This window comes from Citrobacter sp. HN-141 (assembly GCF_033341895.1).
In the GTDB taxonomy this organism is placed as follows: domain Bacteria; phylum Pseudomonadota; class Gammaproteobacteria; order Enterobacterales; family Enterobacteriaceae; genus Citrobacter.
Genome location: NZ_JAWPBF010000015.1, coordinates 59,363 through 71,229, shown reverse-complemented (window position 1 = coordinate 71,229; position 11,867 = coordinate 59,363). Strand labels below are relative to the sequence as shown.

Sequence of the window (11,867 nt, the reverse complement as noted above, 5' to 3'; positions counted from 1 at the left end):
TCGCTGATTACTTTTCAAATGAAGAAAAAATAAGAATAAGGTGCTGCACTTTCCCATAAATGCGCGTGGAATCTACCACAACAGAAAAAGAAGGCCAGATAGTGGACTGGAATGTTTAAACGATGAACGGCAGGAAATGTAAACAAATAGCGGCAACAAATGTTGCCGGATTGCATCGGGTTAAAGCACGATCAAGACAAACGTAGCAATACTGCGCCGGCGGCAATACCTGCGGCCGCGATAAGGCGGACTCCGGCGACTTTCTCTTTTAGCAGCAACCAGGCGAGCAGTGCGCCAAACAGAATGGATGTTTCACGCAGTGCGGCTACCACCGCCAGCGGGGCCTGAGTCATCGCCCACAGTGCCAGCCCGTAAGAGCCCATGGTGCCAATACCGCCAAGAATACCTTTCTTCCACTGGTGCGCCAGATAGCGGGAGGCTTCGCGGCGTCGGGCAATCATCGCCCAGCTCAACAAGCAGGAGCCGTTCAGGAAGAAGGTCCACAGCGTGTAGCCCAGAGCAGTCTCTGAAAGCCGAACACCGGTGCCATCAACCAGCGTATAGCCGGCAATAAAGCAGGCATTAATGAGCGCCAGAACGATCCCTCGTTGCGAGCTACTGCGACCGTTAAATGCCATGCCGAGGATTGCCAGGCAGATTGTGGCAATCCCCACCCAGGCCAGCATTGACAGACTATCGCCGAGAAACAGGACGCTGATGATAGCGACCAACAATGGGGCGGTGCCGCGCATGATGGGATAGGTCTGACTCATGTCTGAAACCTGATAGGTTTTGGCAACCAGTACGGTGTACACCACCTGTAATGCGGTTGAAATCGCCAAAAACGGCAGGCTGGCGGCAGAGGGTTGGGGGGCGAAGGGCAAGAGAATCAGCGCCATCATCGCGGCCGAGCCACTCACGCTGATAGCAGAGTACAGCTTGTCATTTCCTGCTTTAACAATGGCGTTCCAGCTGGCATGAAGCAGCGCGGCGAACAGTAAAATGCAGAAAACAGAAAGGGTCATAGCGGTATTCTTCCCTGAGAATGTCATAAAAACGTAACATATTGGCGCGACACAAGCACCTGGGAGAAGGTGAAAGGGGAGCAGGTGATAACCCGCTCCCCTTAAGTGCGACTTGAATCTGAACTATTTTATATACTTCAGAACAGCATCAAGCAGTTGCAGTGCTGCAACGATGAGTTTGAGGATAAGAATAGCGATATCCACGAGGCTCATACGCTCTCCTTTTGGTACAAGGAGCACGGTGCTGGCGTACCTCGCCGCTGCCTGTTGCCAGCACCTTTGTTGACGTAACACAGTGTGCTCACTTCGGGGGTTAAGGCGCTGACGGCACCACCCGTTTCAGCCAGGACTTTGATGCGCCGGTAAAACAGCGGCCCCCTCGCGCACTGCGGACATTCACAGTATAGATAAATACTGTATGTATGAACAGTATTTTATGGACAATATCCGCAAAGCGATCCATACTCAGAAACGTCAAAATCCGTGCCTTAAATTGCGCGTTCGTTGCCGATCGCGTATACTTCTTGCGTTGACGTAACACAGTGCGTTCTGCGGTTACCAGCCGCAAACCCTGAAAAAAAACCTCGCCCCGGCGGGGTTTTTTGTTTTTACATTGCGTACAGCTAAACGTGATCTTTGACGCATTTTTGCGCAGATGAAAAATTTTCCATTGTCACGCTGAAAAACCTGTGTTTGTATAAATCCTGTTAACCAACAAACAGACAAGGTCCCTAATGAACCCTTCCATGCTGACTGCGACCCTACTAAAAACTGCGCCATCTCGCGCAGCGGTCGTCGTGCGTGTGGTGGTGGTCGTCGGCAATGCGCCGTAGGGTCCGGAACAACACACGATTCCAAAACCCCGCCGGCGCAAACCGGGCGGGGTTTTTCGTTTAAGAGACCTGCCCGGAGCAAAGGCCCAGAATAAAAGGACTGGAGCATGGCAAGTTCGGGCATCACATCCAAGCGTACGCGCTTTACGGGCGCTGAATTCATCGTTCATTTCCTGGAACGTCAGGGAATTAAAGTGGTCACCGGTATTCCTGGCGGCTCAATTCTCCCGGTCTACGACGCCTTGAGCCAAAGCACGCAAATCCGTCATATCCTGGCGCGCCACGAGCAGGGTGCGGGGTTTATCGCCCAGGGGATGGCACGTACTGAAGGTAAACCGGCGGTGTGTATGGCCTGTAGCGGGCCGGGGGCAACTAACCTGGTTACTGCTATCGCCGATGCGCGCCTGGACTCTATTCCGTTGGTGTGTATCACCGGGCAGGTTCCAGCCTCTATGATCGGCACCGACGCCTTCCAGGAAGTTGACACCTACGGCATCTCTATCCCCATCACCAAACACAATTATCTGGTTCGCCATATCAATGAATTACCGCAGGTCATGAGCGATGCCTTCCGCATTGCGCAGTCAGGACGCCCAGGCCCGGTGTGGATAGACATACCTAAGGACATTCAAACAGCCGTATTTGAAATTGAAGAGATGCCGGAGCCAGCAGAAAAAGCCCCTGCGCCAACTTTTAGCGCGGACAGCGTTCGCGATGCTGCCGCTATGATTAATGCGGCACAACGTCCGGTGTTGTATCTCGGCGGCGGCGTGATTAACGCACCTGAGCGCGTACGTGAGCTGGCGGAAAAAGCGATGCTGCCCACCACCATGACCTTAATGGCGCTGGGTATGTTGCCAAAAGCGCATCCGCTGTCGTTAGGTATGCTGGGCATGCACGGCGCACGCAGTACCAACTTTATACTGCAAGAGGCTGATTTATTAATTGTTCTTGGCGCACGTTTTGATGACCGGGCGATTGGTAAAACCGAGCAGTTCTGCCCGAATGCAAAGATTATTCATGTGGATATCGATCGTGCCGAGCTGGGTAAAATCAAACAGCCGCACGTGGCCATTCAGGCGGATGTGAATGAGGTGCTGGAACAGCTGATCCCATTGATTGAGGTGCAGTCGCGCGACGCATGGCATCACATGGTGGCGGATTTGCAGCGTGAATTCCCGTGTACCATTCCACAGGAAAGCGATCCGCTCAGCCATTATGGGCTGATTAACGCCGTTGCGGCTTGCGTAGACGATAGCGCCATTATCACCACCGACGTAGGCCAGCATCAGATGTGGGCGGCACAGGCCTACCCGCTGAATCGCCCACGTCAGTGGCTGACTTCTGGTGGTCTGGGGACCATGGGCTTCGGTCTGCCTGCAGCGATTGGCGCGGCGCTGGCGAACCCGGACAAGAAAGTGCTGTGCTTCTCCGGCGACGGCAGCCTGATGATGAATATTCAGGAGATGGCGACTGCCAGCGAAAATCAGCTGGATATTAAAATCATCCTGATGAATAACGAAGCGCTGGGTCTGGTGTATCAGCAGCAGAGCCTGTTCTATAAACAAGGCGTATTTGCTGCGACCTATCCGGGGATGATTAACTTTATGCAGATTGCCGCCGGTTTTGGTCTCGAAACCTGCGATTTAAATCATGAAGCGGATCCACAGGCGGCGCTGCAGGAGATAATTAATCGTCCAGGACCTGCGCTGATCCACGTACGTATTGATGCAGAAGAAAAAGTGTACCCGATGGTACCGCCGGGTGCGGCAAACACTGAAATGGTGGGGGAATAAGCCATGCAACAGCAGACTCATGACAACGTAATCCTGGAACTCACCGTACGCAATCACCCGGGTGTAATGACCCACGTTTGTGGACTGTTTGCCCGCCGTGCGTTCAACGTGGAAGGTATCCTCTGTCTACCGATTCAGGACAGTGATAAGAGCCGTATCTGGCTATTGGTGAATGACGACCAGCGTCTGGAGCAGATGATAAGCCAGATCGACAAACTGGAAGATGTGGTGAAAGTGGCGCGCAACCAGTCTGATCCCTCGATGTTTAACAAAATCACTGTGTTCTTTGAGTGATTCGCTCAAGGCTTGAACAGTCACGCGCTTATCGTTAAGGTAAGCGCGTTTTTTTATCCACCAGGACAAACCCATGATCACCATCGCCCTTATCGACGACCATACTATCGTCCGCTCCGGCTTTGCCCAACTGCTGGGGCTGGAACCTGATTTGCAGGTGGTGGCTGAGTTTGGCTCAGGTAGCGAGGCGCTGGCAGGATTGCCGGGGCGCGGCGTGCAGGTCTGTATCTGCGACATCTCGATGCCTGATATCTCTGGTCTTGAACTGTTAAGCCAGTTGCCAAAAGGCATGGCGATTATCATGCTCTCCGTCCACGACAGCCCGGCGCTGGTGGAGCAGGCGTTGAACGCAGGGGCGCGAGGCTTTCTTTCAAAACGCTGTAGCCCCGATGAGCTGATAGCCGCGGTGCGTACCGTGGCGACCGGCGGCTGCTATTTAACGCCGGATATCGCCGTCAAACTGGCGGCCGGGCGTCAGGACCCGCTCACCAAACGCGAACGTCAGGTGGCAGAAAAACTGGCGCAAGGGATGGCAGTCAAAGAGATAGCGGCTGAACTGGGCTTGTCACCAAAAACGGTACACGTGCACCGCGCCAACCTGATGGAAAAGCTGGGCGTAAGCAACGATGTTGAGTTGGCACGGCGGATGTTTGACGGCTGGCAATGAACACGTTCTTTTCCCGGTTGGTCACCATCGTTGCCTGCTTTTTTATCTTCTCTGCCGCATGGTTTTGCCTGTGGAGTATCAGTCTGCATCTGGTTGAACGCCCGGAGCTGGCAGTGCTGCTGTTTCCATTCGGCCTGCGCCTGGGCTTGATGCTGCAATGCCCGCGCGGCTACTGGCCGGTACTGTTGTGTGCGGAATGGCTGCTTCTGTTTTGGCTGGCGCAGGAAGTGGCGCTGGCCCATCTGCCACTTTTGATGATCGGAAGCGCCCTCTCGCTATTCCCGGTGATGCTGATTTCGCGATACCGCCATCAGCGCGACTGGCGCACGTTGCTGTTACAGGGCGCGGCTCTTACGGCGGCGGCACTGCTGCAATCGTTGCCCTGGATTGGGCAAGGTGAAGCGGCGTGGACCGTGCTGCTGCTGACACTCACCGGTGGGCTGACGCTGGCGCCGATCTGCCTGGTATTCTGGCACTATCTGACCAGCACCACCTGGCTGCCGCTGGGACCGGCGGTGGTTTCTCAACCCGTGAACTGGCGCGGGCGGCATCTGGTCTGGTATCTGCTGTTGTTCAGTGTCAGCCTGTGGTTGCAGTTGGGTCTGCCGAATGAGCTGTCACGTTTTACGCCGTTTTGCCTGGCGCTGCCGATTATTGCACTTGCCTGGCACTATGGCTGGCAGGGGGCGCTGATTGCCACGCTAATGAATGCCATTGCGCTGATTGCCAGCCAGACCTGGCACGACCATCCCGTCGACTTGCTGCTCTCCTTGCTGGCGCAGAGCCTGACCGGGCTGCTGCTCGGCGCGGGTATTCAGCGCCTGCGTGAACTCAACCAGTCGTTGCAAAACGAGCTGGCGCGTAATCATCGTTTGGCGGAACGTTTGTTGGAAACCGAGGAAAGCGTGCGCCGCGACGTGGCGCGTGAGCTGCATGATGATATTGGGCAGACCATCACCGCGATTCGTACTCAGGCCGGTATCGTTCAGCGGCTGGCTCCGGAGAACGTGGGCGTGAAGCGCAGTGGGGCGCATATCGAGCAGCTTTCACTCGGGGTATACGATTCGGTACGCCGCCTGTTGGGGCGTTTACGCCCGCGCCAGTTAGATGATTTAACGCTGGAGCAGGCTATCCGTTCGTTGATGCGGGAAATGGAGCTGGAAAGTCGCGGTATCGTCAGCCATCTCGACTGGCATATTGATGAATCAGAACTCAGCGAAAGTCAGCGGGTGACGCTGTTTCGCGTCTGCCAGGAAGGACTGAACAATATTGTTAAGCATGCCAATGCCAGCGCGGTGACGTTGCAGGGCTGGCTACAGGATGAGCGGTTAATGCTGGTGATTGAGGACGATGGCAGCGGCCTGCCGCCGGGTTCGAATCAGCAAGGATTTGGCCTCACCGGGATGCGTGAGCGCATTACGGCCCTCGGCGGTAAGCTTTCGATATCCTGTACGCACGGTACGCGGGTCAGCGTCTCTTTGCCTCAGCGTTATGTGTAAGGAATGGCAATGTTTCAGTTTCTAAAAGCCCCGGCTAATGCGCCACTCATTACTAATAAGAGTGAAGTAGATGCCCGTTATCGCTACTGGCGGCGGCATATTCTGACCACCATCTGGCTTGGCTACGCGCTGTTTTATTTCACGCGCAAAAGCTTCAACGCGGCGGTGCCGGATATCCTGACCAGCGGTGTACTGACCCGCAGCGATATTGGCCTGCTGGCTACGCTGTTTTACATCACTTACGGCCTGTCGAAGTTTGTCTCCGGTATCGTCAGCGATCGTTCCAACGCTCGCTATTTTATGGGCATTGGTTTGATTGCAACCGGTGTGGTAAACATCCTGTTCGGTTTCTCGACCTCGCTTTGGGCCTTTGCGCTACTGTGGGCACTGAATGCGTTCTTCCAGGGCTGGGGATCACCGGTATGCGCCCGTTTGCTGACTGCCTGGTATTCGCGTACCGAGCGCGGTGGCTGGTGGGCGCTATGGAACACCGCGCATAACGTCGGCGGGGCACTGATCCCGATGGTGATGGCGGCGACGGCGCTGCATTATGGCTGGCGTGCAGGAATGATGATTGCCGGAATACTGGCGATTGTGGTGGGATTTTTCCTGTGCTGGCGGTTGCGCGACAGGCCGCAGGCGATTGGCTTACCCCCGGTTGGCGACTGGCGACACGATGAGTTAGAAATTGCCCAGCAGCAGGAGGGCGCAGGCTTAACCCGCAAAGAAATTCTCACCCGCTATGTGTTGCTGAATCCCTACATCTGGCTGCTGTCGTTGTGTTATGTGCTGGTGTACGTGGTACGTGCGGCGATCAACGACTGGGGTAATCTGTACATGTCAGAAACGCTGGGGGTTGATCTGGTGACCGCCAACACCGCGATGACCATGTTTGAACTGGGCGGGTTTATTGGGGCTCTGGTGGCGGGGTGGGGATCAGATAAGCTGTTCAACGGCAATCGTGGGCCAATGAACCTGATTTTTGCCGCCGGGATTTTGCTCTCCGTCGGTTCGCTGTGGCTGATGCCGTTCGCCAGCTACATGATGCAGGCGGCGTGCTTTTTCACCACCGGATTCTTCGTCTTTGGCCCACAAATGCTGATTGGTATGGCGGCGGCGGAGTGCTCGCACAAAGAGGCGGCAGGGGCGGCGACCGGGTTTGTCGGACTGTTCGCTTATCTGGGGGCCTCGCTCTCCGGCTGGCCGCTGGCGAAGGTGATGGAGGTTTGGCACTGGACCGGATTCTTTGTGGTGATCGCTATTGCGGCGGGGATTTCCGCGCTATTGCTGCTGCCGTTTTTAAACGCCCAGGCCCCGCGCGATCTCAACGAAGCGTGATGCACCTCACCTTTTTGCCCTGAGTGGGGCAAAACTAAGAAATTTTCCCGGTTTCACCTGGACGCTGTCTCAGGCGCGTCCCCCGGCTGATTTTTACAATGCCTGCTATTCGCAGGTATAAAAATTAGCTCGGGAGTGTCAAATGCTGGCCTTTCTCAACCAGGTGCGCAAGCCGACCCTGGATCTGCCGCTCGATGTGCGGCGCAAAATGTGGTTCAAACCGTTCATGCAGTCCTATCTGGTGGTCTTTATCGGCTATCTGACCATGTACCTGATCCGCAAAAACTTCAACATCGCGCAGAACGACATGATCTCCACCTACGGGCTGAGCATGACGCAACTGGGGATGATTGGCCTAGGCTTCTCTATCACCTACGGCGTGGGTAAAACCCTGGTTTCCTACTACGCGGACGGCAAAAACACCAAGCAGTTCCTGCCGTTTATGCTGATCCTCTCGGCTATCTGTATGCTCGGCTTCAGCGCCAGCATGGGCGCAGGCTCAACCAGCCTGTTCCTGATGATTACCTTCTACGCGCTGAGCGGTTTTTTCCAGAGTACTGGCGGTTCGTGTAGTTATTCCACCATCACCAAATGGACGCCGCGTCGCAAGCGGGGTTCTTACCTCGGTATGTGGAACATTTCCCACAACCTCGGTGGTGCCGGTGCGGCGGGTGTGGCGTTGTTTGGTGCCAACTACCTGTTCGACGGTCACGTCATTGGTATGTTTATCTTCCCGTCGATTATCGCCCTGATTGTTGGCTTTATCGGCCTGCGCTATGGCAGCGACTCCCCGGAATCTTATGGTCTGGGGAAAGCTGAAGAGCTGTTCGGTGAAGAGATCAGCGAAGAAGACAAAGAGACCGAAGAAAATGACATGACCAAGTGGCAGATCTTTGTTGAGTACGTGCTGAAAAACAAAGTGATCTGGCTGCTGTGTTTCTCCAACATCTTCCTGTACGTGGTGCGTATTGGTATCGACCAGTGGTCTACCGTGTACGCGTTCCAGGAACTGAAGCTCTCCAAAGAAGTGGCGATTCAGGGCTTTACCCTGTTTGAAGTGGGGGCGCTGGTCGGTACGTTGCTGTGGGGCTGGCTCTCTGACCTGGCAAACGGTCGCCGGGCGCTGGTGGCCTGTGTGGCACTGGCATTAATCATTGCGACACTGGGTGTTTACCAGCATGCCAGCAACCAGTATGTCTATCTGGCTTCGCTGTTTGCCCTCGGCTTCCTGGTGTTTGGTCCGCAGCTGTTAATCGGTGTCGCAGCCGTTGGTTTCGTACCGAAAAAAGCGATCGGCGCTGCCGATGGGATTAAAGGGACATTTGCCTATCTGATTGGTGACAGCTTCGCCAAGCTGGGTCTGGGGATGATTGCTGATGGTACACCGGTATTCGGTCTGACTGGCTGGGCAGGTACCTTCGCCGCGCTGGATGCTGCCGCTATCGGTTGTATCTGCCTGATGGCTATCGTGGCCGTGTTTGAAGAACGTAAAATTCGCCGCGAGAAAAAGATCCAGCAATTGAAAGTCGCTTAAGTGTGTAGTGGTAACTTTTACCCGCCTTTATGGCGGGTTTTTTTATGGTTTAGACTGACTGGTTTCATGCACCAGATTGCGTAGCCACTGATGCGCCGCATCGCGGTGCGTGCGTTCGTGCCAGGCCATACTTTTAGTAAAACCAGTAATGGGCAGCGGCGGCGACACAACGTGCATCCGGGGATCGGTATAGGCCAGCCGGGCAGGGACGACGGCAATCATCTCGCTAATCGCGAGGATATCCGGCAGAACCAGAAAACTGCTGACTGACAAACCAATCTGTCGTTTTCGTCCAACCTCTGCCAGCGCATCATCGGTGACCCCCCAGAAACTTTCTCCCTTATAAGAAACCAGCACATGCTCCAGCGCGCAGAAGCGATCGAGTGTTAGCGCCTGGTGGGCATCGGGATGATCATGACGCATGAGACAGACATACTCTTCATTATATAGCGAGCGGTTGTGCAGATTATCCGGTGTTGAATCCGGCGTCAGCAGCGCCAGGTCAATTTTACCCTGCTCAAACTGTGTTGTTAGCTGCTCTGGCTCAACGGGAACGACCCGCACACGAATACCTGGCGCACGTGCGCGAAGCGCGGCGATAAACGGCACGATCACCGCTTTAAGGGCGTAATCGGTAGCGGCGACGGTAAAGGTGAGCGTTTCGGTGAGTGGGTCGAACTGCGCGGGCTTAAGCAGGATATCAATGTCGCTGAGGATCTGTTTGATGGGCGCCGCCATTTCGCGAGCCCGGAGCGTCGGGACAATACCGTGCGGCGTGCGGACAAACAGCGGATCGTCAAAATAATCACGCAGACGGTTTAGCATGCCGCTGACCGCTGGTTGGGTGAGCGACAGCCGCTGCGCCGCCCGGGTGACGTTGCGTTCATCCAGCAGGGCATCCAGCGTTTTCAACAGATTAAGATCGAGGGTTCTGATATCAGATTTCATGATGTCTGCTCATGGGTTCGATAAGTCACATTATGACACGTTCAGTCGTCGACACAGGTGAATTTGCCGCTATGATGGGCGTCCTGTCGGGTAATGGATGTGCGCATGATTTGGATAATGCTGGCCACGCTGGTCGTTGTTTTTGTTGTGGGTTTTCGGGTACTGACGTCCGGGTCACGGCGCGCGATTCGCCGTCTGAGCGAACGTCTGAGTATTGATGTCGTGCCGGTAGAATCGATGATCGATCAGATGGGGAAAGTGCAGGGAGAGGCGTTTTTACAGTACCTCCATCGACCTGATGAATCGCATCTGCAAAATGCTGCCCAGGTGCTGCTAATCTGGCAAATCGTCATTGTTGACGGTAATGAACAGAATCTGCTGCAGTGGCACAGGGTGTTGCAAAAAGCCCGGCTGGCCGCGCCGATTACCGACGCACAGGTACGCCTGGCGCTGGGTTTCCTGCGCGAAATGGAGCCGGATATGCAGGAGATAAATGCGTTTCAAATGCGCTATAACGCCTTTTTTCAACCTGAAGGTGGGGTGCACTGGTTGCACTGATATCAAAATATGTGATGACGGTTATTTTTAATCGTCATTATATTTATATCTCTCTCCCGCGCATGATGATCCTCGTTAACTTACACGACGAGGAACATTATGAAACAAGCGACTCAACAAAGTGCGGTTATCTGGCCGCAAGCGTATTTGCCAGGGACGACCGATAACTTTGCCTCCAATGAAATCATTGTTGCCGGACTGAGCGCCCGCGCCGTTTGGGCGCAGCTCAACGACACAACGCGCTGGCCGACTTATTACAGCAATGTGGCGGATATCCGGTTTCACGATGGCTCCGGACCGTTACTGAGCATGAACGCTCGTTTCCGTTTCACAACCTTTGGCTTCCCGATTGAAGCGCAAATCATCGAATATGCGCCACCGGTCGATGGTCAGGCTGCACGTATTGCCTGGCACGGCTGGGCGGAAGGGGATGCTGATTCGCGTCTGGATGTTGTCCATGCCTGGCTGTTTGAAGATTTACCCGGCGGGCGCGTACGTATTCTGACCCAGGAGTCGCAGCGTGGTGTTCCGGCACAGGAGCTGGCGCGTACGCTACCCAATCCGATGATTAACGGTCACCAGGAGTGGATAACCGGACTGGCAAGGGCTGCGTCAGTTAGCGAATAATGAGTGCGTGATAAGCATTGATTTAATAGCTAATAGGCTATAATTTACCTATAGCTTATTAGCTATGAGGGATCGCTGATGTGGGATGTGGAAACAACGGATGCTTTCGACAAGTGGTTTGATGTACAAACCGAAGTGCTCAAGGAGGATATGCTCGCAGCGATGATGATTTTGTCCGAATATGGACCCCAGTTAGGCAGGCCGTTTGCAGATACGGTGAATGATTCTGCTTTTTCAAATATGAAAGAGTTACGGGTACAACATCAGGGCAATCCCATTCGGGCGTTCTTTGCGTTTGATCCTTCCCGTCATGGCATCGTGTTATGTGCCGGGGATAAAACAGGGATAAACGAGAAGAAATTCTATAAAGATATGATCAAGTTTGCAGATATTGAGTACCGAAAGCACCTTAATAAGTAAGGAAAAATTATGGCTACCCTTAAAGAATTGATGGCTAAACAAAGCCCCGAAAGCCAGGAGCGCATTGCTGAAAAAGTAGAAGTGCTACGTCAGGCAGTTGCGTTAAATATGTTAAGGGAAGAACTAAATCTCTCTCAGGCTGAACTTGCCTCAGCAATGGGCGTCAAGCAGCCAACAATTGCAAAAATGGAACAGGCTGATAACGATCCACGCCTGTCGACTCTAAAGCGTTATGTCGCTGCGCTGGGTGGTGAGTTGAGCATTGATGTTAAGCTGCCAACAGGGAAAAGAGTCGCGTTCCATCTTTAGGAATCCGATAATCTGGCGT

At 54.3% G+C, this 11,867-nt stretch carries 14 protein-coding genes; 11 read left to right on the top strand and 3 right to left on the bottom strand.

Annotation, left to right across the window (positions count from 1 at the left end):
• Positions 1–191 precede the first annotated feature (191 nt).
• Both RYZ59_RS18005 and tisB read right to left on the bottom strand, forming a co-directional pair.
• The gene (locus RYZ59_RS18005; RefSeq protein ID WP_202037355.1) at positions 192–1,025 is read right to left on the bottom strand and encodes an EamA family transporter; all 834 of its coding nucleotides are present in this window, start codon (positions 1,023–1,025) and stop codon (positions 192–194) included.
• A 123-nt stretch (positions 1,026–1,148) separates the two neighbouring features.
• On the bottom strand, positions 1,149–1,238 hold the full coding sequence (gene tisB, locus RYZ59_RS18000) for a type I toxin-antitoxin system toxin TisB (protein WP_003840643.1): 90 nt from the start codon (positions 1,236–1,238) through the stop codon (positions 1,149–1,151).
• Between the two features lie 521 nt (positions 1,239–1,759).
• Between tisB and ivbL the strand changes: the two genes are divergently transcribed.
• The 7 genes from ivbL (at position 1,760) to uhpT (ending at position 8,986) form a co-directional block, all read left to right on the top strand.
• Positions 1,760–1,858 carry an ilvB operon leader peptide IvbL gene (ivbL, locus tag RYZ59_RS17995; RefSeq protein ID WP_003827118.1) on the top strand — a complete coding sequence of 33 codons (99 nt, stop codon included), beginning with the start codon at positions 1,760–1,762 and terminating at the stop codon, positions 1,856–1,858.
• Positions 1,859–1,965: 107 nt separating this feature from the next.
• Complete coding sequence (gene ilvB / locus RYZ59_RS17990; RefSeq protein WP_318049856.1) at positions 1,966–3,654, top strand: acetolactate synthase large subunit; 1,689 nt, start codon at positions 1,966–1,968, stop codon at positions 3,652–3,654.
• Positions 3,655–3,657: 3 nt separating this feature from the next.
• Positions 3,658–3,948, top strand: a complete 291-nt coding sequence (ilvN, locus tag RYZ59_RS17985) for an acetolactate synthase small subunit (RefSeq protein ID WP_003023914.1) — start codon at positions 3,658–3,660, stop codon at positions 3,946–3,948.
• A gap of 73 nt (positions 3,949–4,021) precedes the next feature.
• Positions 4,022–4,615, top strand: a complete 594-nt coding sequence (gene uhpA, locus RYZ59_RS17980) for a transcriptional regulator UhpA (RefSeq protein ID WP_137382173.1) — start codon at positions 4,022–4,024, stop codon at positions 4,613–4,615.
• Complete coding sequence (gene uhpB, locus RYZ59_RS17975) at positions 4,612–6,114, top strand: signal transduction histidine-protein kinase/phosphatase UhpB (protein ID WP_318049858.1); 1,503 nt, start codon at positions 4,612–4,614, stop codon at positions 6,112–6,114. The genes uhpA and uhpB overlap by 4 nt, the downstream gene beginning before the upstream one ends.
• A 9-nt stretch (positions 6,115–6,123) precedes the next feature.
• Positions 6,124–7,452: an MFS transporter gene (locus RYZ59_RS17970; RefSeq protein WP_318049859.1), complete on the top strand. Its 1,329-nt coding sequence runs from the start codon at positions 6,124–6,126 to the stop codon at positions 7,450–7,452.
• Positions 7,453–7,594: 142 nt separating this feature from the next.
• Complete coding sequence (gene uhpT, locus RYZ59_RS17965) at positions 7,595–8,986, top strand: hexose-6-phosphate:phosphate antiporter (RefSeq protein WP_137382170.1); 1,392 nt, start codon at positions 7,595–7,597, stop codon at positions 8,984–8,986.
• 42 nt (positions 8,987–9,028) lie between these two features.
• Here uhpT and RYZ59_RS17960 read toward each other — a convergent pair whose 3' ends face one another.
• Positions 9,029–9,934, bottom strand: a complete 906-nt coding sequence (locus RYZ59_RS17960; RefSeq protein ID WP_202037360.1) for a LysR family transcriptional regulator — start codon at positions 9,932–9,934, stop codon at positions 9,029–9,031.
• Between the two features lie 105 nt (positions 9,935–10,039).
• On the opposite strand from RYZ59_RS17960, the gene RYZ59_RS17955 reads away from it, so the two are divergent.
• From RYZ59_RS17955 to RYZ59_RS17940, 4 genes are all read left to right on the top strand, one after another.
• Positions 10,040–10,492, top strand: a complete 453-nt coding sequence (locus RYZ59_RS17955) for a DUF1198 family protein (protein ID WP_318049862.1) — start codon at positions 10,040–10,042, stop codon at positions 10,490–10,492.
• A 99-nt stretch (positions 10,493–10,591) separates the two neighbouring features.
• Positions 10,592–11,119 (top strand): SRPBCC domain-containing protein, encoded by a 528-nt coding sequence (locus RYZ59_RS17950; protein WP_318049864.1) that lies wholly within the window; start codon positions 10,592–10,594, stop codon positions 11,117–11,119.
• 78 nt (positions 11,120–11,197) lie between these two features.
• A complete protein-coding gene (locus RYZ59_RS17945; protein ID WP_318049865.1) occupies positions 11,198–11,539 on the top strand; it encodes a type II toxin-antitoxin system RelE/ParE family toxin in 342 nt (113 codons plus the stop codon).
• A gap of 9 nt (positions 11,540–11,548) precedes the next feature.
• Positions 11,549–11,848 (top strand): helix-turn-helix domain-containing protein, encoded by a 300-nt coding sequence (locus tag RYZ59_RS17940; protein ID WP_006687695.1) that lies wholly within the window; start codon positions 11,549–11,551, stop codon positions 11,846–11,848.
• Positions 11,849–11,867: the final 19 nt, after the last annotated feature.